14 protein-coding genes are annotated in these 26,091 nt (G+C 36.8%); 6 read left to right on the top strand and 8 right to left on the bottom strand.

The annotated features are described in order from the left end of the window. Positions 1 to 7: 7 nt before the first annotated feature. Both IPI31_14165 and IPI31_14160 read right to left on the bottom strand, forming a co-directional pair. Positions 8 to 886, bottom strand: a complete 879-nt coding sequence (locus tag IPI31_14165; protein ID MBK7568962.1) for a phosphatase PAP2 family protein — start codon at positions 884 to 886, stop codon at positions 8 to 10. 12 nt (positions 887 to 898) lie between these two features. Next, positions 899 to 4,729 carry a TraB/GumN family protein gene (locus IPI31_14160; protein MBK7568961.1) on the bottom strand — a complete coding sequence of 1,277 codons (3,831 nt, stop codon included), beginning with the start codon at positions 4,727 to 4,729 and terminating at the stop codon, positions 899 to 901. 162 nt (positions 4,730 to 4,891) lie between these two features. Here IPI31_14160 and glgB point away from each other — a divergent pair, with 162 nt between their 5' ends. The 3 genes from glgB (at position 4,892) to IPI31_14145 (ending at position 10,384) form a co-directional block, all read left to right on the top strand. Continuing rightward, positions 4,892 to 6,865, top strand: a complete 1,974-nt coding sequence (glgB, locus tag IPI31_14155; GenBank protein ID MBK7568960.1) for a 1,4-alpha-glucan branching protein GlgB — start codon at positions 4,892 to 4,894, stop codon at positions 6,863 to 6,865. Positions 6,866 to 7,349: 484 nt separating this feature from the next. Further along, the gene (locus tag IPI31_14150; protein MBK7568959.1) at positions 7,350 to 9,392 is read left to right on the top strand and encodes a M13 family metallopeptidase; all 2,043 of its coding nucleotides are present in this window, start codon (positions 7,350 to 7,352) and stop codon (positions 9,390 to 9,392) included. 197 nt (positions 9,393 to 9,589) lie between these two features. Further along, entirely contained in the window at positions 9,590 to 10,384 is a 795-nt protein-coding gene (locus IPI31_14145; GenBank protein ID MBK7568958.1) for a hypothetical protein, read from the top strand. Positions 10,385 to 10,770: 386 nt separating this feature from the next. Here IPI31_14145 and IPI31_14140 read toward each other — a convergent pair whose 3' ends face one another. Further along, the gene (locus tag IPI31_14140) at positions 10,771 to 13,548 is read right to left on the bottom strand and encodes a pyruvate, phosphate dikinase (GenBank protein ID MBK7568957.1); all 2,778 of its coding nucleotides are present in this window, start codon (positions 13,546 to 13,548) and stop codon (positions 10,771 to 10,773) included. Between the two features lie 178 nt (positions 13,549 to 13,726). Between IPI31_14140 and IPI31_14135 the strand changes: the two genes are divergently transcribed. After that, complete coding sequence (locus tag IPI31_14135) at positions 13,727 to 15,319, top strand: T9SS type A sorting domain-containing protein (GenBank protein MBK7568956.1); 1,593 nt, start codon at positions 13,727 to 13,729, stop codon at positions 15,317 to 15,319. A 118-nt stretch (positions 15,320 to 15,437) separates the two neighbouring features. On the opposite strand, the gene IPI31_14130 is transcribed toward IPI31_14135, so the two are convergent. Continuing rightward, the gene (locus tag IPI31_14130; GenBank protein MBK7568955.1) at positions 15,438 to 16,715 is read right to left on the bottom strand and encodes a cation:proton antiporter; all 1,278 of its coding nucleotides are present in this window, start codon (positions 16,713 to 16,715) and stop codon (positions 15,438 to 15,440) included. Between the two features lie 404 nt (positions 16,716 to 17,119). Here IPI31_14130 and IPI31_14125 point away from each other — a divergent pair, with 404 nt between their 5' ends. Then, positions 17,120 to 18,358: a T9SS type A sorting domain-containing protein gene (locus tag IPI31_14125; GenBank protein ID MBK7568954.1), complete on the top strand. Its 1,239-nt coding sequence runs from the start codon at positions 17,120 to 17,122 to the stop codon at positions 18,356 to 18,358. A 108-nt stretch (positions 18,359 to 18,466) separates the two neighbouring features. Here the strand turns inward: IPI31_14125 and IPI31_14120 are convergent, their stop codons facing one another. Beyond that, entirely contained in the window at positions 18,467 to 20,014 is a 1,548-nt protein-coding gene (locus IPI31_14120) for a phosphatase PAP2 family protein (GenBank protein ID MBK7568953.1), read from the bottom strand. Between the two features lie 34 nt (positions 20,015 to 20,048). Beyond that, positions 20,049 to 20,993: a transporter gene (locus tag IPI31_14115; GenBank protein MBK7568952.1), complete on the bottom strand. Its 945-nt coding sequence runs from the start codon at positions 20,991 to 20,993 to the stop codon at positions 20,049 to 20,051. A gap of 1,756 nt (positions 20,994 to 22,749) precedes the next feature. Between IPI31_14115 and tnpA the strand changes: the two genes are divergently transcribed. Then, positions 22,750 to 23,187 carry an IS200/IS605 family transposase gene (gene tnpA / locus IPI31_14110; protein ID MBK7568951.1) on the top strand — a complete coding sequence of 146 codons (438 nt, stop codon included), beginning with the start codon at positions 22,750 to 22,752 and terminating at the stop codon, positions 23,185 to 23,187. Between the two features lie 106 nt (positions 23,188 to 23,293). Here the strand turns inward: tnpA and IPI31_14105 are convergent, their stop codons facing one another. Both IPI31_14105 and IPI31_14100 read right to left on the bottom strand, forming a co-directional pair. Then, complete coding sequence (locus tag IPI31_14105) at positions 23,294 to 25,075, bottom strand: arginine--tRNA ligase (GenBank protein ID MBK7568950.1); 1,782 nt, start codon at positions 25,073 to 25,075, stop codon at positions 23,294 to 23,296. Beyond that, complete coding sequence (locus IPI31_14100; GenBank protein ID MBK7568949.1) at positions 25,072 to 26,025, bottom strand: arginase; 954 nt, start codon at positions 26,023 to 26,025, stop codon at positions 25,072 to 25,074. The genes IPI31_14105 and IPI31_14100 overlap by 4 nt, the downstream gene beginning before the upstream one ends. Positions 26,026 to 26,091: the final 66 nt, after the last annotated feature.

Genomic DNA, 26,091 nt, shown 5'->3' with positions numbered 1-26,091 from the left:
CACTTAGCTAAAATTTTATTGTACAACTTAATCCGTTTCCTTCATTCCATAAAGCAGGAGCGAGGGAAATATTTTCATATTTGGATTTATGCAACACAGGAATAAAAAATCCGCAACTTGCACCTATAACATATCCGGCTGCAACATCCGTTAGAAAATGAACTCCTGCCGCCATTCTTAAATATCCCACCCATGCCGGAATTAATGCAGCTGTTGTCCAATTAATAGTTTTAAGCAACCTGTTTTCATCATCAATTAAATAATCATCTATCATTTTAGCAGCAAAAAAACAACTGAAAGCAGAGGAGCTTGAATGTCCGCTTGGAAAGGAACTATTTACTGCCCCGCTCATTCGGTATTCATCGGGAAGGGTAGTATTATAAGCATATGGTCTTACTCTACCGACCGATTTTTTCAAAAGGTCTGTTATACCGGAATTAATCATTATACCTTCATAATATATAAATAAATTGGTAAACATTTCAGGAAGATCACAGGCAGGTATAAGCACGGATGTTACGCCAATTAAAATAGCCGATTTATTAAAAAGATCGCTTAATTCGTCAGCTCTTGCAGCAGTAGCAGTGTCAAAATAAATAATATTTCTTTCAAACCAGGGGATATTATTGGTGTTGAGTGCGGCGAGATCTTCCTGAGTAAATTGTTTTGCTTTCACTTCAAGATCTGCAATCACTAGCGCAGTAATTGGAATTGCAAAAATTAATTCTTTTTTAAAAGAAAGATCGTAAGGGTTGTTATTGAAATAATATTTTTTTTCTTTTAGGGATGATATGCTATCAGCATCAACATATTTATTGTTTAAGCTAAATTGTGCATTAACGCTGAAAACAGTAATACTCAACCAGAAAAATAGAATATTTTTCATGAAATAATAAACTTAATAATCATCATAATAATCGTAATCATTATTGTCAGATTCTAAATTAACTCTTTGTCGTCCTAGCAACTCAATATTTTTTACAATTTTTTCTATTTTCTTCTCAAGGTCTTCTTCATCCAGGATCACCGAACCATAATCAACAAACATGGGTTCTATTTCAAATTTGGTTTGATCAACAGGTTGAACTCCCACACAATCCAGATTCCATCCCTTATCATTTCCGATCTTGCTTTTAAAGAAATATATATAACCGGGACCATTTTTTGTATTCACCAATGTTTTAGAAATGTATTTAATTGAATCCTCTTTTTCTTTAAACTCATATTGATATAAACAGCCTTCCGCAATTTTTAATTGGGAAGTAAATGCAGTATCAAGTTTATTTGCCTGCTCGAGTTTTTGCAATTGTTTAACTGTAAAATATCGCCATTGTCTGTTTTCCAGCAGGTTTGTCCAAATGCTGTCGGGAACAGGTAAGTTATTTTTAGCCAGTGTTAACGAAGTGCGATAGATCAATCCCTCATCATTACTTTTATTTATTTTGTTAAAATATTTAACAACAGCCGGATCATCATAAAAATTAGATAATATAACACTGTAATAATCAAGTAAGTTGGTAGCCCAGGGGTAACTCGTTTTAATACTATTGGTGCCCGGATAATAATCACTGAACACATTATCGTAATAATAATCATTATAATTATAATCACTGAATATTGGAGAATAATAACTTTCACCGCCACCCTCTGTAATGTCCTTCAATTTAGGAAAATAAGCGTTGTTATTGTAGGAATTGTAGGAGTAAGAATATTTATTCTCAACCTCATTTCCCGCCATCGATCGTTTTAATTCGGAATTTGCTTCGGCTATGATCTGTTTTTTATGGTCTTCGAATAATTTTATTTTACTGCTGTCATTTTTAGAAATTAATGCCAGCATACGATATGTGGCAAATTGATATTCAGGTAGGTTGGTAAAATCGAATAATTGAGGATATAAGTCAACCGCAAGTTCCAGGCTATCATTTAAAGGCAAAAATATCCAATTTAAAGAACTCCCTTTTTTTGCAAGAGGCGTTTCTACATATAATAATTCACTAAATGTTTTTATCGATTCCTTGGTTCTGATAGATGCTAAACCTTTAAGGACAACCAATTGAATTGTACTGGTATCGCCTGCGTCGAGATATATTTTCTTTAAAGCCGGGATAACATTTTTGTTTTTTAGATCCGCAAGTTTATCAATAAACGATTCCCGTTGATCCAGGTCTAGTTTTTTAAATTCTACCGACTCGATATATTTTATTAAACTATCTGCATCGCTGTCATTTAATTCTATAACGGTAATAGAATTAATAGCTTGTTTATTTAAAATGGTATCTGAACTAAAAAGCTGATTAAAATATAGATCTGCCCGACTCTCAAATATTGATGGGCCATAGGTGCTGTCAACTGGGACGAAACTAGTATAAAAATTTTGCACGAAATCAGAATAGGGTTGTAAGGTATCAACGCAGGTGCTTAAATTAAATATTACATTATCCTTCAATATTATTTTTTGGTAAATCCCCCTTGTACTGCCGGTATCGGTCAGTAAAAATTCCAATTCGTGTCCGCTGCTCTTTTTGGTAAATTTTTTCCTGCTCAAATTCATTCCCGAATAATTAATTACGGATGAATCCACTTCACTCCAAAATTCATCTTCCTTTTTTTCAGAATAAAATTTATGAAATTTAGCATATGATACAAAAATATTTTCAGGAGATGCCTCTGATCTGAATAACTTATTCCTGTTTTCAGGAAGGTAGCTAACATCCTCATCCTCATCTCTATTTTTATATCCATAATCATAATAATCGGAATAATTGTAATCAATATCTTCAAATGTAAGTATGGTATCCACCAATGGAGTTATAGTAGTAACCGTAAAATTCATAGAAGTATCAATATACATCTCGAATTCTTTATCGTATTTTATTTTCTGCAATTTCAACGAACTGAAATACTGCTCCGGATATTTATCAGTGTTGTTCAAAGCTGCCATGAAAATATAATAAGGACCAATTATAACAACCTTAGTATATAAATAAGAATCCTTTTTGTTAAAAACTGTTTCTAATGCAGGATGACCTTCGTAAGTTAAAAATTGTTCTACCTTTTTTTCATATTTATTTTTTTTGAATTGTTCGTTGAACATATCGGTAAGTCTAACAAGTTCAAAACTATCTTCTTCAATAAAATCATCATCATTTAAATAGTAGGTTGTAAACCAATAAAAGCCGGATTCATCCACAGCTTCACCCTCACAAATGGTTTGCGACATGCTAACTGTTTCATCGGATTCCACAGCGTCTGTAATTCTGGTTGCAGGCAGGTTGATGGAAAATAATCCCCAGGCAGGACTATAACTTGTCCATTTGTTTTCTTTTTGTGCTTTAAATTGGATGGTAGAGAAAAAATTCTGGGCTTCTTTTGATTTTATTACAAATTCACCAATTCCCCCAACCTTAAAAATATAAGTTTCCAATGGCGAAATAAAAATATTGAAACGCAAATAATTTCCTCTTTTAGTTTTGCTTACAATATCATAACCTTTAAGCCCTGTGTTGGAAACGATGTCGGTTTTTGACTGAATATCACCCGGGATGTTTTCAAATAACATCCTGTCGATCTCATTTTTAACATCAATTATCTGCATATTTTTAAAACTTGCACGGTGTTTTATTCTTGTAACCGTGTAATAAGCAGAATTTGCCATATCGGGAAATAAATAAAATTCATTACCTGAAAAATCCGGTATCATATATAATTTTCCGGGAGAATTTAACGTGAATAACGAATCGTCGGAGTACTGTTTATTTGTAGGTTGAACATAGAAAGTATTATCTATCTTATCTTTTTCTTTTATACTTTTTCCTGTTATTTTCCCCTTCACAGGTGTAACTGTGTAACCCATTTCTCTCAGCAAGTTCAGTGCTCCGAATTCTCCGGGTAAATGGGCTGCTCCAATACCGGTGAATATAGTTTTGCCTTTATTCATAATGGAATCCATCCGGCGAACCATATTGCGATTTCTTTCTTCAATAAAATAATATTTATATTTTTTAGAAGGAAGTGTAATTAATTCGAGTGAGTCTAATTTTTCGAGGTCACCGTTTCTGTAAGCTTCATCAATTTGTTCATATAAATTAGTTCCATCCTCCTCCAGCTCCTCCATTATTTTTCTTTGTGTTATGTAATCTTTATCTTCATCTTCATCCTCTGTTGGCTCATATGCTTTTTGTAGTAATTTTAATACTTCCTGTTCACCCTCTAAAGCTGCAATTTGTTTATTCAACTTTTTACCGCATTGAAAAATAAACAGATCAAGATACGTTTCTTCAGCATAATCTCCTCTGTTATCGTTATAGCGATATAAATAACCATTGATCAAATAAGAATTGTCGGCAAACGCAGCAGAATATGTTTTTATATCAGGAATTTCTATGGTAGTGGCTTCCGTATAAAAATCAGTATAATTATAATCGTAATAATTGCCATAATAGGAATTGGATTGTTGATTTGATCCCTTTTTATTCCCGAAATCATTTTCTATCCACGACTCAGGATTGCTTTCCAAAGCAATGATATCAGCACTCTTTAATGCGATAAAAAAACTGTCGGTCAGGTGAAAGGCGATCTTATCACTAACATGCATGGTTCCGTATATGTAGGAAGGTTTTGACATCCCGTTCCCGGATATCTTCCATAATAGAGATTTAGTTTGGGCATTAGCGGTAAAAATTAAGAAAGGAAGGCTTAGAAGAAGGAGAAATACATTTCTTTTCATAGGAATTTCATTTTTTTAATGGACATGGCAATTATAAGCATAAATACGTAGAAAGCTTCAAATAAATTGTCCCTGCAAGTATTTGTTTCTTTTTTTTACAAAGATAATTGCGCTTTAAGTAAGCACATCATAAATTCTGTTCTGCTTCTTTACCTTTGTGATATGCAGGAATTGGTCAGATACAATTTTTCTCTTTTCACAGAGTATGATATTCATCTTTTCCGGGAAGGAAAACACAGCAAATTATGGGAAAAATTCGGGGCTCATATAATTGATGATGAAAAAAATGCGGGAGTATATTTTGCATTATGGGCTCCAAATGCAACAAAAGTGCATGTTGCCGGAACTTTTAATAATTGGAATAAAAGTTCACATCCCTTAAAAGTAAGAGATGACGGATCAGGGATCTGGGAAGGAGTTTTACTAAATGTTTTAGCAGGTGACCTTTATAAGTACTTTATTACTACAAAGTCAGCAGTCATATTAGAAAAAGCTGACCCATTTGCCTTTAGAACAGAAGCTCCGCCTGACACAGCTTCTGTGGTTTGGGATAATACTTACACCTGGCAGGATGCGAGGTGGACAGTTAAACAAAAACCTTTCGAATTCAATAAACCTATGAGTGTGTATGAGGTTCACCTTGGTTCCTGGGGGCGACCGGCTGATGAATCCAAACAATTTTTTTCTTACCGTGATCTTGCTGAAACGCTGGTTCCATACGTAAAAGATATGGGTTTCACGCATGTTGAATTCATGCCGGTGAACGAACACCCTTTTTATGGCTCCTGGGGATATCAAACAACCTCTTATTTTGCACCTACTTCCCGATATGGCACTCCGCAAGATCTGATGTATCTTATTGAATGTTTTCACAAATCAAATATTGGTGTTTTACTCGATTGGGTTCCATCGCATTTTCCGGATGATGGTCATGGATTAATATTTTTTGATGGCACACATCTTTATGAACATGAGGATAGGAGAAAGGGATTTCATCCTGACTGGAATTCCTATATTTTTAATTATGGCCGACATGAGGTGAAAAGTTTCCTGCTAAGTTCAGCTATGTATTGGTTACATGTTTTTCATGTTGACGGTCTTCGTGTAGATGCCGTGGCAAGTATGTTGTACCTTGATTATTCGCGAAAGGAAGGGGAGTGGTTGCCAAATGTGTATGGAGGTAATGAAAATCTGGAGGCAATTCAGTTTTTGAAGGAATTAAATGAAACAGTTTATAAAGAAATACCATCCGCAATCACAATAGCGGAGGAATCCACGGCATGGCCTAAGGTATCTAAACCTACTTATGATGGTGGTCTTGGTTTTGGAATGAAATGGATGATGGGCTGGATGCACGACACGCTGAATTATTTCAAGGAAGAACCTTATTATCGAAAACATCATCAGAATAAACTCACATTTAGCATGTGGTATGCTTTCAGCGAAAATTATATGCTCTGTTTATCGCATGATGAAGTTGTACATCTTAAAAAATCACTTATCAATAAAATGCCCGGTGATCATTGGCATAAATTCGCAAATCTGCGATTGATGTACGGATATATGTTCACACATTCTTTCCCAAAATTACTTTTTATGGGTGCCGAATTTGCACAGACAAAAGAATGGAACCACGACCAAAGTCTCGACTGGCATTTGTTGGAATTACCCGAACACAAAGGCATGCAGCAATGGTTGAAAGATCTTAATGATATTTATGTGAATGAAAAAAGCATGCATGAAAATGATTATAATCAGGAAGGATTTGAATGGCTCGATATTTCCAAAACCGACGATTGTGTTTTGATCTGGAAACGCCAGGGAAAAAAGGCAAATGATCATTTAATAGTGGTAGGAAATTTCGACCAGCAAACTTTTGTAGATTATGCAATTCCCGTAAAACAGCGAAATCATTATATCGAATTACTAAATTCTGATGCAGAAAAATATTTTGGTTCCGGAATTCTAAACAGCGGACCCCTAAAACCCTATGCCGTTGAAGTAGAATCCGACCCGGAAACCTCTGAAAAACAAACCAAATTCGAGCTGATGATCACAATTCCTCCTCTTTCCATTATGGTTTTTAAACCGGTGGTGAAGTTGAGAAGGAGTAAGGCAGTGGGCAGTAAACAGTAAACAGTGGGCAGTGGGCAGTTTGTAACATTGGTGGTTGTTGCTTCGAGTTGAAAATCTAATTATAATGTGAACGAAAACGTAAGCTCCCCTATGGGGTTGGGGGCCAGTGGGCAGTGGGCAGTATCGAACCATTGAAAGATTTTCCTCAGATATGAATTATGTGAACTAGTCGCAGTCGCAGTCACAGTTGTTGAAAATTGTTCATTTTGTAGAGACGCAATGCATTGCGTCTCAACAAAATGAACAATTTTCAGCCCGAACCCCGAACCCCGAACTGAAACATGTAGTGATCGACGCAGGAGATCTACTACATGTCAGAACCCAGAACCCAGAACTGAAACATGTAGTGATCGACGCAGGAGATCTACTACATGTCAGAACCCAGAACCCAGAACTCAGAACTCAGAACCCATACACCTTAACAACAATTAACCCCAACTCCCCAACAGAAACCGCTATCTTTGCACCCACAAAAAAACAATTAATGAAGAAAACTCAAATTTCAATGCTTTTTCTTGCCATGGTGGTTTTTGCAGCTTGTAAAAGTTCCAAAACCGGTGAGGAAAATAATTACAGTGCCATCGATAGCTCCATGCTGGACAGCACTATTCGTCCCGGCGACGATTTTTACGCTTTTATTAACAGTAAATGGATCTCTCAAAACCCGATCCCTGCTGATAAAGCTAGTTACGGTAGTTTTCATACTCTTGACGACAACAGTCTGAAAACACTTCGCCTTACCATGGAACAAGCATCCACTGCAAATGCTGCAAAAGGGACCAATACACAAAAAGTTGGTGATTTTTGGAAAAGTGGAATGGATACCGTTGCCATTGAAAAAGCAGGGATTGATCCTATTAAACCTTTTTTGGAGCAAATAAATGCGATCAATAATGCAGATGATCTTATCAAAATGGTAGCTCAAATGCATAAAACATACACCTTCGCAATGTTTTCCCATTGGGTAGGGCAGGATGATAAAAATTCTGCTGATGTTATCATGACCATGTGGCAAGGCGGCTTAGGATTACCTGAACGCGATTACTACACAAAACAGGATGCAAAAAGCAAACAGAATAGAGTTGATTATATCACGCATATTAAAAATGTATTTGTTTTAATGGGGGTGGATGAAGCCACTGCACTTAAAAATGCAAATACGATTATGACCATAGAAACACAATTGGCAAAAGCGAGTATGGATCAGGTTTCCATGCGCGATCCAAACAATATATATCATAAAATGCCGGTTGCTGATCTTCAGGCACTTACTCCAAATATCAATTGGAATTTATACTACAGTGAATTAAAAACTCCGGAATTTAAAACAGGAGTTAATCTAGCTCAACCTGAATTTTACAAAGCATTAAATGGTATGTTCAAAAGTGTTAAAATGGAAGATTGGAAAACTTACCTTTCTTATCATTTTGTTGATGGCGCTTCTGATTATCTGAGCAGCGCATTTGTAAATGAACATTTCGATTTTGCTGGAAAAAAACTTAATGGAATTGAGCAATTGAAACCGCGTTGGAAAAGAGTAGTGGAAAACGCAGATTTTTGTTTAGGAGAAGCACTTGGTGAAGAATATGTTAAAACTGCATTCACACCCGAAAGCAAACAACGTATGCTTGAAATGGTGGATAATATTAAAGCTGCCTTAGGCGAACGTATCAATACACTTGAATGGATGACAGATAGCACCAAACAGGCTGCACAAAAAAAATTAAGCACCTTTACGGTTAAGATCGGTTATCCTGATAAATGGAGAGATTATTCCAATCTCGAAATTGACAATGGTCCATACGTACTTAATGCTATGCGCGGTGCGGAATTTGAATCAAAACGCAATTTCGCGAAAATTGGTCAACCGGTGGATAAAACGGAGTGGGGCATGACACCACAAACGGTAAATGCATACTACAATCCTTCCAATAATGAGATCGTTTTTCCTGCTGCAATTTTACAACCACCGTTTTTTGATCCTAAAGCAGACGATGCAATAAATTATGGTGGAATTGGTGCCGTAATCGGTCACGAAATTACCCATGGATTCGACGATCAAGGTCGCCAATATGATGCTTTCGGCAATTTAAATATGTGGTGGACAGCTTCCGATAATTCTAAATTTGAAGAACGTGCCAAGGTGGTAATAGATCAATTTAACAGCTATTGCCCATTGGATAGTATCTGTATAAATGGAGCATATACTTTGGGAGAAAATATTGCCGATTTTGGTGGAATTACTATTGCTTATCAGGCATACAAAAAGACAAAAGAATTTCAGGCTGCAAAAACAATTGATGGATTTACACCTCAACAACGTTTTTTCATTGGCTTTGGTAGAATATGGGCCGGTTCTTATCGCCCAGACGCAATGCGCACTCAATTATTAACTAATGTGCATAGTCCCGGCAAATGGAGAGTAAATGGCACCCTGGTAAATATTCCTGAGTGGTATGAAGCTTTTGGTGTAACTGAAGGGGATAAAATGTATCTTCCTGTTGAGCAGAGAGCTAAGATCTGGTAAAAATTACTGATAAATATTTAAAACGGTTGTAATGAAAATTATGACCGTTTTTTTTTGCCAATATTGGATCTGAAAATGCAATTAACAAAATAAGTAGAATTACCATTATTTTTGTCAACAGCTTTACATGTTTTACCTTGACGAAGCCATTGAATTTTAACCCAAATCTGTTACTTAAACCACAAAATAAATAGAGTATGAATACAAGACAAATTTTTACAAAAGGCACAAGCTTTTCCATGATTTTCTTTCTTTTAATAGGAATGGCCACAGCGCAAACTCCTGCCGGAACTTTGGTTAAGGATATAGAATACACCTTTAATCAATCTGACGGAACAAATGCATGCGCCGTAGCATGGAACCCGAATGCGAGGATCTACATTACTGTAATAGCCGGAAATGAAGGATTTCCATTAGAGGGATTTAACACAAGTGCCGAAATGGTATTTTCCGCTCAGGCAAATTTTGATTACAGAGGATTGTGGTATAACCCGGCAACAAAACAAATGGAAGGTAATGGTGCAGGAGAATTAGGATGGACAACCTTTTCGTTGAATGCGAATAATACCCCATCTTCAAATTTAACCATTTATGAAGGTCAACACCAGCCTGATTTTCAGTCTGTTGGTTCTTATAATGACGACAAAAAACAAGTGGTTTTCTTAAATCCTGACTTCACCACAATTCAATTATACTCAAGAGACAGACCCAGAAAGATCAAAAAGATAACACTCAAATGGGGTGATGTTTCAACCTTCAGTATCAACAATAATACACTCGGTTATACCGGCGTGAAAGGTTTTGAATACGTTGTTTTGGATTACGTTTCAGGAAAATTGATATTTTTTAATGGAAAAGGAGCAATTACAGCCACCAGATCACTACCTGAAGGTGCTCCACTAAACGATTCATTTGCCTTTTCATTCGCAAATGGACATGCCTTTCTTTACGACAAATCAGAAAGAACATGGTACGGTTATAAAGTGTTTTAATCGCCCCTTCTAAATAACATTATTACTAAAAATCCGATTTTGGCCTCAAAACCAGGATCGGATTTTTTGTTGCAAGTACGAAATAGGACATATGACTTAGGACATATGACATAGGACTTATGACATATGAAATAGGAAGTAGGAAATAGGACATAGGAAACACTAGACTTAGTACATAGGTGCATAATGGATGGTTTGTGAGGTTGCTTCTTCCAGACTGTGTCTCACTGCCGTACCGACTCCAAGACTCCACTGTTGGTGAGATCCCCCTTTTATAACCTTAACCCAACCTTCCTTCCTTTTTCCCCCTTAGAACCTTCCCCTTCAAATCTTCGAATCTTCTCACTTCGATTCTTTAGATCTTCTCCCTTCGCATCTTCACCGCTTCAATTCTTCAAGAAGGCTTGCGCTGCCGCCAACCTTGCTACCGGAACCCTTGGGCCGGAACAACTTACATAATTCAAACCTAATTGGTGGCAAAAGGCTATAGACTCCGGTTGTCCACCATGTTCACCACAAATGCCGATCTTCAATCCGGGTTGCGATTCTCTTCCGCTTTTGACTGCGTATTGCATCAATTTTCCAACTCCCGGAATATCGAGTACTTCAAATGGATTGTCTTTTAAAATACCACTCTGGGTGTAAAATGGTAAAAATTTGTTTTCAGCATCTTCCCGTGAAAAGGAAAATGTTGCTTGGGTAAGATCATTTGTACCAAAGGAAAAGAATTCTACTTCTTTTGCCAATGATGCAGCTTCCATGCATGCTCTTACCACTTCTATCATGGTTCCGAACTTAAATGAAAGAATTATATGTAATTGATTTTCAATATCTTCTCGTATTTCACTCATGTAATGTTTCACATGAACTAATTCCTGAGCAGTGCATACCTGAGGGACCATTATTTCCGGTCTCACATCAATTCCTACCTTCTGACATTCACCCGCAGCCTCCAATATTGCCCTAATTTGCATTTTATAAATTTCGGGATAGGTGAGCCCCAAACGAACACCTCTGTGACCTAACATTGGATTTACTTCATATAACTCGTGAACTTTTTTGAGCATCTGCTCTTTTTTTGCAATCGCCTGATCAATCAATTCTAAACCTTTATCAGTGAATGGATAGGCTGAGGTCTTTGCCAATTCGGGATCAGAATTCAACAACCGCAAACTGTTAAAAAGATTGCTAACACCGCCGGCGGTTTCTTTTAAATGATGCAAGTTGATGATCTCCTCTCTTAAAACGTCCTCTGTAGGCAGAAATTCGTGTATCGGAGGATCGAGTAACCGAATGGTTACAGGTCGTGGAGCCATCGTAATTAGTATTTCCTTAAAATCCTGTTTTTGAATCTCTAATAGGCGGGATAAGGCAGACTCTCTTTCATCGGTATTGTTTGCCAGAATCATTTCCACAACAATTGGTAACCTGTCGGCCCCATTGAACATTCGTTCAGTTCTGCACAATCCAATACCCATTGCTCCAAAATGAAGCGCTTTTTTCGCGGATTCAGGTGTATCTGCATTCGCAAATACCTTTAACGTGGCTGTTTCATCTGCCCACGATAATAGTAATTTCAATTCATCCGAAAATGTAGGCTCTACAGTTGGAATTATACCTTGGTATACAAATCCGGTTCCACCATCAATTGTAATGTAGTCGCCTTCATGTAAAACCTTTTCACCTATGGTAGCCTGGCGCAATTTTACATCAACCTGAATGCCCTCAGCACCGGCTACACATGGTTTTCCCATTCCTCGCGCCACAACAGCTGCATGGGAAGTTTTGCCACCGCGACTTGTCAATATTCCCTGGGCAGCAAAAAATCCATGAATATCCTCAGGTTTGGTTTCTTCACGCACCAAAATAACTTTTTCTCCGGCATGACCTAACAATTCTGCCCTGTCGGCATCAAAAACTACATGTCCCGAAGCTGCCCCCGGTGAAGCCGGAAGACCTTGTGCTAAAGGGTTTTGTTTATGTAAACTATCCAATCTCGGGTGAAGCAATTGCTCCAGCATTTCAGGTTTTATTCTCAACAATGCCTGATCTCTGCTTATTAATCCGGATTTTGCCATTTCTACAGAGGTTCTCACCATTGCTGTGGTATTCATTTTGCCATTTCGGGTTTGTAGACAGAAAAGAACACCTTTTTCAATGGTGTATTCAAAATCCTGAACCTCTTTATAGTGATTCTCAAGTTTATGACGCAATTCTTCCAATTGTTTATATTGAACTGGCATTTCCTGTTCCAATAAAGCAACTGCTTTTGGAGTCCTTATTCCAGCTACCACATCCTCACCCTGTGCATTAACAAGATATTCTCCGAACATCACATTTTCTCCGGTGCCGGGATCTCTCGTAAATCCAACTCCTGTGGCACAATCGTTTCCCATATTCCCAAAAACCATTGCCATCACGTTAACGGCTGTTCCGTTAGCCATTTCGGGGGTAATTTTAAATTCTCTCCGATAATCTATCGCTCGTTTTCCCATCCAGGAATTAAAAACCGCTTTAACGGCAATTTCAAGTTGTTCAAAAACATTTTCCGGAAATTCTCTACCGGTATGAGTATGAACTACCTTTAAAAATCTATTAGATATCTCTTGTAAGTTATTGGCATTTAACCCTATATCAACTTTAACTCCTGCCTGCAATTTCACTGCTTCAAATTCCAGATCAAACTTTTCTTCGGGAACACCAAGTGCAACTTTTCCGAATAATTGGATGAATCTTCGGTAAGCATCATAACAAAATCTCTCATTCCCTGTTTGTTTAATAAGACCTGTAAGTGTATTGGCATTAAGGCCAAGATTTAAGATGGTATCCATCATTCCGGGCATCGACATTGCTGAACCGGAGCGAACGGACACCAATAATGGATTAATTCCATCACCAAATACCTTTCCTGATTTTTTTTCAAGTAAATGAATTTGATTTTTTATATCCTCCATTAATCCTGAGAGTAAACTATGATCCTCCGATTCGAGAAAATCAAGGCAAGCTTCCGTGCTTATAACAAAACCCGGAGGTACATTGAGCCCGATCTGGGTCATTTCACAAAGGTTAGAGCCCTTTCCGCCCAATAATTGTTTATTTTTTCCATCTCCTTCTTCGAAGGGGAATACATATTTTTTGGATGATGCTTTTTCGGTTTTTTGCATCGTAACATCTCTTAATAAAGTATCCATAGTAATTAATTTTATGATCTCGAAGGTAGGCCTGAGTCTTCAACCTGAAAATGATATTAATCTTCCATAATAGCAATGAAAATCATTATTTACCGAATTCTATATCATCATAAATTAGGTAAAATCGGAAGAACTTGAGGAAAAATTTAATATGAACAAATTTACTTTTAGAATGGTATTGGTAATTTACTTTACGCTGTTCGCAGTCTTACCCATAATAGCACAGCCTACTCTCGATAATAGTTTTGCAGGAAGTGGTTATAAATTGACGAAAATTGAGCCTACCCGCGATGATATCGCCCGCACGGTATTGGTGCAGCCAAATGGAAGAATTTTGACCGGTGGCAACAGTTTCAATATGATCGGTTATTCCAATATTGCAATTGTGCGAATGAAAACAAATGGGACTTACGATAATACATTTGGTGTAGCGGGAATTGCCTCTATTCCAGGTGGTTTCTTTTGCGATATGGCGCTATTGCCAAATGGTAAAATAATAGTTGCCGGCAGCGGTGTGGGTCCAACAAATGTAAACAACTACATTGTTTACCGTTTAAATAAAAACGGATCCCTCGACAATTCCTTTGGAATCGGAGGATCAGTGGAAATTAATATCCCATATACGGGTATGATCTGTTATGATGTAGCGATTCAGGCGGATGGAAAAATTGTTCTAGCCGGATATTCAGGAGGTAGTGGCGGATACGGCAATATGCTGGTTGTGAGATTAAAACCAAACGGGGCACTTGATAATACTTTTGGAACCGCCGGAAAATTCACCCTATTATTGTCAGGGAAACATTCAGAATGCCACCAGGTAGCAATTCAACCTGATGGCAAAATTGTTGCCGGTGGATTTATTGATACCTTGGTTATGTATGCCTTTTTCCGTTACGATTTTGCTGCAATTCGTTTGAATACAAATGGAACCTTGGATAATACTTTTGGAATGGGAGGAATTGTAAGAGCTGATAAGGGCACAACAGATGATTGTTATGCAACGGCCTTGCTTTCGGATGGTAGAATTATACTCGCAGGATTTTCAAATTATTATGCTAACAACAGATTTGCCGCTTTATGTATCATGCCTAATGGTACATTAGATTCTGGTTTTGGAACAGATGGTTGGTTATTTCTCGATTTTTTTGGAGGAAGTTCCATTGGTCAGGCTTTAGCTATTGAGCCGGATAACGATATTATCATAGGCGGTTACGCTTCAGTGTTGACAGACGGAGTTTATAAAAACTCAATTGCTTTAGCAAAGTTTTCTTCTCTTGGTATTCCAGATGAAACCTTTGGAGCCTCAGGATTGGATACTTCCTTTCAAAGTATTATAACCAAGGCTTGTAACGATATTATTTTACAGCCGGATGGTAAGATCATTGTAGGAGGATACCAATATATAGATGGAAATGGTGCATTCCTCACTGCAAGATATTTAAATTCAGTGGCCTTTATGCGTGATGAAAAGATGGTTGAAAATTCTGATTTTCTCGTTTATCCAAACCCCGTAATGGGACAAAGCATAAAAGTGAATTTCACAATGCAACAACCCGGAAAGATCATTCTGACTATTTATAACTTAAGTGGCAGGATGGTGGACGAACAAATTAAATATTTTGATAATTCTACAACTAACTGCTTAGAATTGCAATTACCGGAAAATTTATCAAATGGAATTTATATTGTTCAATTAAACGACGGAAAAAGAAATTATACACAAAAAATACAAATAATTAAATAAGACATAAGGCACTGTTAATCAAAAGGTTGAATGTGATTATGTGTATTAATATAAGAGACTCGAGAAAATTGAGTCTCTTTTTTTAAATCGCCTCTTCAAGAGTACAACCTATCGGTAATTATTCAGGTATCGTCTCTTCTACTGGCAATTTTGCTTTTCTATCTCTTTCCAGAAAATATTTCATTAATGGTCCTGCCATCATAATTGTTACAAAGGTCATGACTACCAATCCAACAAAAACCTGGTCGGTAATGATACCGGCGTTTAAGGCTATTAATCCCAACACGATCTCTTGCGAGCCTCGGGCATTCATGGCAAAACCAATGGCCATAGCCTCGTTTTTACTGAATTTACCTATTCTTGCACCTATAAAACCTCCGGAGATCTTACCTAGTATGGAAATGGCAAGTATAAATCCGATGATACCCCAATCGAAGTTTTCAAGAAAATTTACACGAAATCCGATGGAAACGAAAAATAGAGGGGCAAAAATATAGGTTACGATATCATGCAGCATTTCCTTGGTTCTATGACTAAAATGCTCAGAATCACCAACGGCTATACCCACCATAAAGGCGCCGAAAATTGCGTGTAAACCAAGCCACTCCGTAAATATTGCACCAAGCAAACAAAAAACTATTCCCACCGACAAGGTTCCACCGCCACGAGAGAGATATTTATTTGAAAATTTGAAAGCGAGATGCAAAAATCGTTTACCGATCGTTAATACAAAGGTGGCAAATCCAATCACCATGAACATTACCTGCCAACCTGTAAAACCGCTTTCCTGATCGAGATTTGCAACACTAATTACAAGCGAAAATAACATCCAACCAATAAAATCATCTATCATAGCCGCTGTCAGCATCAGATTGCCAAATTTACTTTTGAGCATATCGATATCGATAAGGATCTTTGCCAAAACTGAAAGAGCTGTGATGGATAACGCAGTTCCCATAAAAAGGGAAGTGGCTAATTTGTCATCCATTCCTGCAGGAAAAAGGTGGTGGAAAAAATACCAGGTTCCGCAAAATCCGAATGCAAAGGGAAATGCAATTCCTGATAAACTTATAGCTGCAGCTGCATTTGCCTTTTCCCTGATGGTCTTCAGATTGATCTCCATGCCTGCAACAAACAACAAGAGAAGAATACCAATTCTGGCAAGCCCGTCAAAAGCAATTCCTGCGTTTGCTGAAGCTTCAAAAAAATTGTGGTAAAAATCCGGTGCAAGGCTCTTTAAGCAGGAAGGGCCTAATAAAATTCCGGCCATAAGTTCTCCCATTACCTGGGGTAATTTTAGTTTACGGAATAACTCTCCTAACAGCCTTGCCGATAACAACAGCACTGCAACTATTAATAAAAACGGCAAAACCTCAATACTCGGGAGTCGAGTCATAAAAAATTCAATTTAGACGGATTTGAAATATTTAATACTTGCGCTCCGAAAAGTAGGGGATTCATATCACAATTTTCATATTTCAATATTTAACTTAATTACTGATACTGTTGAATTTGATTTATTATTTTAAATTTTTTGATTGCAACGGCAAGAATACTTTGTTTTAACTAAACCACATAAAAAAAAACAGCTAAACTCAATTAAATTTTATAAGGAACTTTGGAGAGGTATCTTCTAAATGTTCTACGAAACTAACATTCCAACACTACTTATTCGATATAACCAACCATTTATTGAACTTTTGTATCTATCCCTATTAATATTAGAATAATTTAAATATTTTTTTTTCAGGTAATATTTTTTACTTTTAACTTAATTAAATTCATTAAAAACGTAATATTATGAAACAATTAGCTACAATTTTACTGGCAATTATTTGTCAAGGTGCTTTTGCTCAATTAGTGCAAAATCCAAATATAGACCTATACATTAAACAAACGCTACCACAATATCAGCAGGCTGCTGGTAAGACCCAAGCAGAGACAATGCGACTGTTAGGACTTCGGGATGAAAATTATGTAGGGGGAATTTACGTGGATATGGACTCCGCCAATTTTATTTATGATGACAATGATGGAATGCAGTTTTTAGATCTCCTAAATCCTTCATACAGTGAATGTTACATATTGCAATTCGATGGTTTTATCTGGGTGCCATACGCACATCTTGAAAACACATTTGATGATAGTGACAGGAGAACATCACTTGAAATTTTATATTGGGACGGAGCCGTTTATGAACACGGGGCGAGATATACCTATAGTTATGATGAAGATTGGCATGTAGTTGAAATTCTTAACGAATTTGCCACAGCCGGCGTATACGACAACTCCACGAAAACCATTTATACTTATACTCTTTCAGGTATACTTGATTATTATACCACAGAAGTATGGACAGGTGCGGATTGGGAAACAAGTACAAGGTCTGTTTACACTTATAACCCGGAAGGCTTGGTGAGTATTTTGCTTCAGCAGGACTATATTGGAGGTGTGTTTGAAGATGATTACCGCATTGTTTATTTATATGACGGAGAGGATATGATAACCACCTCCACAGTGCAACAATCCGATGGAATTGGAGGATTTGATGACTATTCCAGAAACATTTTCACCTATGATGGAAGCCATTTTCTGATTGTTAATACACTTCAATATTATGACGGGGTAGTTTGGGAAGATTATTCTAAAACCGAAAACGATAATAATGCAGAAGGACTTCCTGATGTGTATGTTATTTCCTATTGGGACGGAACGATCTGGGAGCCAGACCTCCGTGTTACCAACACTTATGAAACCTACGATAATACAGGAATTGTTGATCAGATTCAGGATGACATCATAACACTATCCCCTAATCCGGCTCTAAATGAGATCACAATTAATTTCCCAACCATAAGAGCCAAACATGTTACCATTCAAATATTTGATAATGAAGGAAGATTAATTTCGACTGAAAAGGCTTCGAACCTTTATTATCATTCCCTTGACCTTACATCCTTGCATCTTACCCCGGGAATTTATCATATCGAATTGATCAGTGATGATTTGAGGTACACTAAAAGCTTTGAGAAATTCTAAATATCTTGATGTTAGAATGAATTAAGGTAACCTCGGTTCAACTATTTATTAAATAAAAAGAGGCTGTTTCAAATGAGAAACCGCCTCTTTTTATAAATAATTTTAAGATCATTCACCTCCATCTGCCATTGCTGCCGCAATGGAATAGTCGCCAATGTTGTTTCCAACAGTAACTCCAACTTCGCAATCAAACCTATAGTGAATTCTGCCATAAATTCTTGAATTACTTGCCTCTATCGCAAAATTTTGAAACTCATTCGCGTCTTCCGGAAAGAAATAACTAAGAACTTCAGCAGCTGCACCACTAAAGGTAGAGTGGCCTGATGTATAACTCGGAAAATTTGGAGTCATAAATGTAGATTTAATATCAGGATTAGCCTGAGATGGGCGTGGGTAGAAATAATAATATTTAGTATCCCAACAACTGATAGCAGCATCACCCATAGCAGTATTCATATAGGCCAATACTCTGGTTGTGCGAAGTGGATTGAGTCCTGCTTCTACAATTTTTTCAGTGGCCATTAAATTCCAATGTCCTGAGGGGGTATAGGTACCAGGACCATCACCCCAGAAAAATGCAATTTCTTCCTGTTCTTTTGTTGCATTATCTGTGAGGTCAAGGAGTTCCTTTTCAGCTTCCAAATATTCAGCAGAACCAATTGCCGGAGGAGGACCAGGGCGAACTGCTTCAACATTTGGTATCCACCATGGCGTTACATCACCATAACGAGGTGTAACCCCAACCGGGCGCGGAGGAATGTCAATATTTAACCAATGTTGCCATTGATCGCCCCACATCATAGTTGCTGTGTCTTCTAAAAGCGTATATGTTGCTTTGTCAACTTGAGCAAACTTGGCATTATCAACTTTTGATCTTTCGATATATAAATGGGAAACAAAACTTCCTATGGAATCTCCCGCTACAAGATCACTTTCTGTAGCAAGTCCTGCCCATTTTCTTGAGTCGCGACATTCCTGTGCTTTTTCTGCAATAAAAGCCACATCGTTCGGGAATAAAAACGACAATATTTTTTGAGCTGAATAAGCAATAGCAGCATCTTCAGAAGGGTAAGAAGGTATATTATTTTTAGGATATGCCTGTGTTACACTACCATCAGTTAAATAAATAGCAGGACGATCATAAGTAAATTTATAATGCCATGCACTTATCGCAGCATCATAAAATGAGGCACTAAGATGTGCATACATTCTATTGGCAAATGGTGGATGTGCAAATGGAAAATCACTTGTTAGTGGAGTTCCGGTTGGAGGAGGATAGTTTCCTTCCGGTCCAGGATCAGGAGGCAAATTGTATTTTGCAACTAAAGTTTCCGCAATTTCCATCCAACGAATTGCAGTATTGTTTCCCCAATAATCTACAATTTCTTGCTGGTCAGCAGAAAGAGAACTACTTAATGATTTTACTTCAGCTAACTCCGCTAAATATTCGGGAGAAGTTACATCACTTGGAGCCGGGATTGCAACGTCAGCGCCGGAAGTGAGCAAAATTGGTTTCCAATTTCCACCGTCTTCACTAATGGAACTGAAAGTATAAGCTTCATAACTGATACCACCGGGAATTTCATTTTCGCAAGAGGAAAAAATGAAAACACTCGCCGAGATCAGAGTGGTCAATAATATATTTTTGTTTTTCATATAATTTTTTTGATTGAGCTTTTTATGTAATTATTTATTCTGCAGGTGTTTTTTCCTCTTTATTCCAAATATTGAAGAAATAGGTAATTCCACCGCCAATATTGAATGTCTTCCAAACATTTCTGCCATTTAAAGTATATGCAGTATTTAAGTGTAATCCAAGACCTTTGGCAAATTCGGGAATATATTGAAAATTGGCACCAATTCGCATTGCATCCATTTCATTGGAAGGAAATCCCTGATCCCAAGGGCGGATGTCAAATCCACCTAATGAATTGAACATAGAAAATTCCGCCTCTGCTTTAAAAGTAAGGTTATCCTTTGTAATATATCCAAGTGTTGCAGAATAGTCGATAGCACTTGGCATATCAACCGCATTAGAATAAAAAGCCTCGTCGAAAGTGTAATAATACACTCTAACTAACTCCGAATTTCCACGAATGTGGTAACCACCCTGGGCCTTTCCGAATATTCCCATATCCGATTTATACGCAAGGATCAATCTACCAATACCATCAGCACATCCTAGTCCGATGGAATAAGGGTGTTCAGGAATGTAAGAAGAAGCAGGTAAAGTTCCGGTTGCTGACACTAATGCTTTGAAATTACCTGCACCAAGTTTCTTATCCAGAAATTGATACTTTGCTGCGAGCATGAAATCCTGAATTCCTGAGGTTCCTTCCACAAAGCCAGCGCTTGGAGAATTTTTGATCCAAGGCAGAGTAGCATAAATGTTGAGATTTTTAATAATACCTAGGGTAAATCCTGCGGCAATCGACTGACTGGTCAAGGTGCCAACATTTCCATTTTCCAGCAATGAATCTCCCTGCCAATATTCCGAAGCTGAGGAATTATTATAAAAAATTCCTCCACAGAACTGTCCTGGATTCATCAACACCGCATCAGAAGGTGTTTGTGCACTCATTTCCAACGAAAGAATGGTCAGACAGAGCAATAAATAGTAATTTAATTTTTTCATTTTTCTTTTATGGTTGTTTTCTTTTTTTATACCGGGGCAAAAATAGAAGGAGAGATCTCGAATATTTGATGGTTTTAAAAAAATTTAAAGTATTTACGAATTATTTACAGTTTGGGCAAATAAAAAAATAGATGATTAATTGCATTCTAAAAATATCACTCAATAACCCCCGGCTTTAGCCGGTGGGGTGTAAAATGCCGAACCACACCGGGCTTTAGCCCAAACGATTACGTTTCGGATTAAAATTTCTACACAGATTGGAATTAATATTTGGCTAAAGCCGAACACATTATTTTTATACACCCCCGGCTGAAGCCGGGGGCTATTGATTTCATTCATTTGTAATTTAAATATGAAAATTAATTGCAACACAAATTAATCAGAGAAACAAAAACTAAACGATTTATCTAATCATAATCAAAATAAACCTCCCAATAACCCCCGGCTTTAGCCGGTGGGTAAAAACACAAAACCACCCCGGGCTTTAGCCCAAACGATTTCGCTTGGATAAAAATTTATTTACAGATTGGAGTTAAAACTTTTGGCTAAAGCCGAATACATTTTTTTCGTTTACCCCGGGCTAAAGCCGGGGGCTATTGATTTCATTCATACGTAATTTAAATATGAAAATTAATTGCAACACAAATTAATCAGAGATGCAAAAACTAAACGATTTATCTAATCATAATCAAAATAAACCTCCCAATAACCCCCGGCTTTAACCGGTGGGTAAAAACACAAAACCACCCCGGGCTTTAGCCCAAACGATTTCGTTTGGATAAAAATTTATTTACAGATTGGAGTTAAAACTTTTGGCTAAAGCCGAATACATTTTTTTCGATTACCCCCGGCTGAAGCCGGGGGCTATTGATTTCATTCATACGTAATTTAAATATGAAAATTAATTGCAACACAAATTAATCAGAGAAACAAATACTAAACGATTTATCTAATCATAATCAAAATAAACCTCCCAATAACCCCCGGCTTTAGCCGGTGGGTAAAAACACAAAACCACCCCGGGCTTTAGCCCAAACGATTTCGCTTGGATAAAAATTTATTTACAGATTGGAGTTACAACTTTTGGCTAAAGCCGAATACATTTTTTTCGTTTACCCCGGCTGAAGCCGGGGGCTATTGATTTCATTCATACGTAATTTAAATATGAAAATTAATTGCAACACAAATTAATCAGAGAAACAAAAACTAAACGATTTATCTAATCATAATCAAAATAAACCTCCCAATAACCCCGGCTTTAGCCGGTGGGGTGTAAATGCCAAACCACACCGGGCTTTAGCCCAAACGATTACGTTTCGGATTAAAATTTCTACACATATTGGAATTAATATTTGGCTAAAGCCGAATACATTATTTTTATACACCCCCGGCTGAAGCCGGGGGCTATTATTTTCATTGATAACCTATTTATATTATAGAAATAAAATGCAACTCAAATGTTGGAAGGCGGGTAAAATATATCACTATTTCGATCGATGAGGTGTTGAAAATTGTATGCATAAAAAAATAATCGATTAAAATTATTTAATCGGATTATCTAAATATTAATAATTTTCTGATCGACGTATTGCATAGAGTTGTTTCTGTCTCTGCGTTTTAGCCTTTTTAATACGTATGTGTTTCAAAAATGACACACGATTAATATAATTAAGTTTACTGAATAGGAAAATTAAAATTTCACCATGGTTATTTTTTAAAATTAAATTGTACATTTGTATTCCTTAAAAACAAATTTATGTCTCATATTGAAGTATACATCCATTTTGTATGGAGTACAAAAAACAGAGAAAAGCTACTTCCAACAAAACAAATTCGGAAAACTGTTTGGAATCACATTAAAGAAAATGGTCGTGAAAAGGGAATATATATTGATTCCGTTAATGGCTATTCAGATCACTGCCACTGTGTGGTCTCCATGGGAAATGATCAAACAATTCGAAAAGTAATGCAATTAATTAAGGGAGAATCTTCCAATTGGATAAATAAAAATAACATCATAGATGAAAAATTTGAATGGCAAGACGAATATTATGCTGGATCTGTTTCTAAGTCAAGACTAAATATCGTCAGAGCTTATTTAAATAATCAGGAGGAACATCATAAAACGAAATCATTTCAGGAGGAATTGGATATTTTTCTAAAGAAAAACGATTTTAAAAGAAATAAGGAATAAAAATTATTGTCATCGTCTTTAAGAAGTAATTTAAATAAACAATAATCTTAAGGTGAATAAGCATATTTTCTGTTTCACTATGACAACCTGAAGATCATTAAATAATTCACATCCGCTCCGGCACACTTATTCCCAATAAAATTAATCCGTGTTTGATCACAACACTCACGTTTAATGCGATATCCGCACGCAAATGTTTTTTGGATTCTGTTTCGGCCTTGGCAATAGAATGATCCACATAAAAAGTATTGAATTTTTTTGCCAATGCATAAATATAATTTGCCACTTCCGAAGGTGAATAAGTATCTGCCGCTATTTCTACAATTGTAGGATATTGATTTAATAAAACCACCAACTCTTTTTCAATAGCATCCAACGATTCAAATTTATCCTGTGAAATTTGAAAATTTTCCTCCTTCAATTTTCTGAAAATAGATTGAATACGCGCATAGGTATATTGTATAAAGGGGCCTGTATTCCCCTGCAGATCAATACTTTCTTTCGGATTAAACAACATCCTTTTTTTGGGATCCACTTTTAATATAAAATATTTTAATGCAGCTAAGCCTATCTTTTCCGCCAAAACATTTTTTTCCTCTTCACTAAAGTCTAACAACTTTTCAGAAGAAGATAGAAACTCCTTTGCCTCTGACTGCATTTCATCTATCAACTCATCTGCATCAACCACCGTGCCTTCCCGACTTTTCATTTTACCTTCAGGAAGATCGACCATTCCATAATTTAAATGATAAATTCCATCTGCAAAAGGTTCATTTAATTTTTGCAATACCAATTTTAAAACTTTGAAATGATAATCCTGTTCGTTGGCAACCACATATATGGAAGTATCCATTTTAAAATCTGCATAACGCGCAATTGCAACAGCAATATCCTGTGTAATATAAACACTGGTGCCATCAGCACGCAATAAAACTTTATGATCTAATCCTTCTTCCGTAAGGTCGACCCAAATGCTACCATCTTCTTTTTTATAAAATGCATTTTTTTCAAGCCCTGCATAAACAATATCTTTCCCCTTTAAATAGTATTCGCTTTCTTTATAATCTTTTTCAAAATCAATTCCTATCTTTTTATAGGTTTCTTCGAATCCCTCATAAACCCAATCATTCATGGTATTCCACAATTCCATTACCTTCTCGTCACCTGCTTCCCACTTGCGCAACATTTCACTTGCTTCCAAATAAATTGAACATGTTTTTTCTGCTTCTTCCTTTGAAATATTCGACATTTCCAGTAGTCCTACTTCTTGCTCAAATATCCTTTGATATTCCACATAATATTTCCCTACAAAATGGTCGCCCTTAATTCCGGTACTTGCAGGTGTATCTCCATTTCCTGTTCGTAAATATGCTACCATACTTTTACATATGGCAATACCTCTGTCGTTTAAAATATTTACTTTATGCACTTCGTGGCCAGCAGCCATTAAAATATTAGCGACAGAATAACCGAGCAAAACATTTCTTACATGACCTAAATGAAGTGGTTTATTTGTATTAGGTCCGCAATATTCCAATACATATTTTTTTCCTGATGTATGTTTTTCTCCAAAATTTGTTGTGTTTGATATTTGTTTTAAAACAGATAGCCAGTAAATTTCAGTAAATGAAATATTCAAAAACCCTTTTACAACATTAAATGATTCAATTATTTCTGATCTGTTTTGTAAGGCTTCTCCGATCTCCTTTGCAGTAATTTCCGGATTTTTACGGCTGATCTTAACAAATGGGAAAATTACTACCGTTAATTCACCTTGAAATTCCGAAGGTGTTTTATCAATTTTAACTATGTTTTCATCAATACTTTGAGCATATAATTCCTGAACAACTTTTACTACAAGCTGTTTAACCTGTTCTTCTAACTTCATAACCGTTTTTCTATTTCTCCCGTAAATTGTTCTAAAATTTCCAAGGCAATTTCCGCCATTATATTTTTTTTGTTGTCGAGGGTGGGATTTATTTCTGTGATTTCCATACAACAAACTTTCTCCTGTTTAGCGAGACAGCTCACCAATTGAAATGCTTCACTTTCGTATAATCCACTTTTAACCGGCGTTCCTGTTCCTCTCGAAACATTGGCATCCATGCTGTCAACATCAAAAGATACATATATTCTGTCGCAATGCGCCAAACGTTTCATTGCATCATCAATTACATACTGAATGCCGGTTTCCCGCATTTTTTGCACGGAATAAATACGCACATTATTTTTTTTGAGGATAAAACGTTCCGCCTTCTCCATATCCCGGGTCGCAATATAAATGAGGTCTTTAAATGTGATCTTCGGAGATATTCCACCAAGTTTCTTTAATTTTTCCCAGGCTTCTATGGTTTTCTTTTCCGGCTGATTTATCTGGCAAACCTTATTGTCTAATGCTGTAGCTGTCGCCAAGGGCATACCATGTAAGTTACCGGAAGGGGTGGTATAAGGAGAATGCAGATCCGCATGGGCGTCTATCCATATAACTCCTAAGGTATCTTTAGGAAAAGCCATCTTAATTCCAGCGATTGTGCCACCGGCATTGCTGTGATCTCCTGAGATGATAACCGGAAACTCCTTCTTTTTCATGCAAGCCATCACCATTTCGGCAATTTTGTTGTACATCTCTACAATGAACTGGATCTTAACCGAATATGCAGTTTCAATATCATCGAGTACCTCATCGTTGTTACTTTGAAGAATTATTGGTGGATGTTCTTTGAAATATCTGCTTCCTTTACTCCACGCTGCTACTCGTATCGCATCAAAGCCTAATCCCGAACCTCTTGTGCCGGCACCTAATTCGCTGTTAACCGAAATAACTTTTACTCGTTTCATACTTGCAAAGTTATTATTTTTGTGCCGCAAGAAAAATTTATCCTTTTACAATCTAAAATGAATCAA

Source organism: Bacteroidota bacterium, from assembly GCA_016706865.1.
In the GTDB taxonomy this organism is placed as follows: domain Bacteria; phylum Bacteroidota; class Bacteroidia; order Chitinophagales; family BACL12; genus UBA7236.
This window is presented reverse-complemented; position numbering and strand designations above follow the sequence as displayed.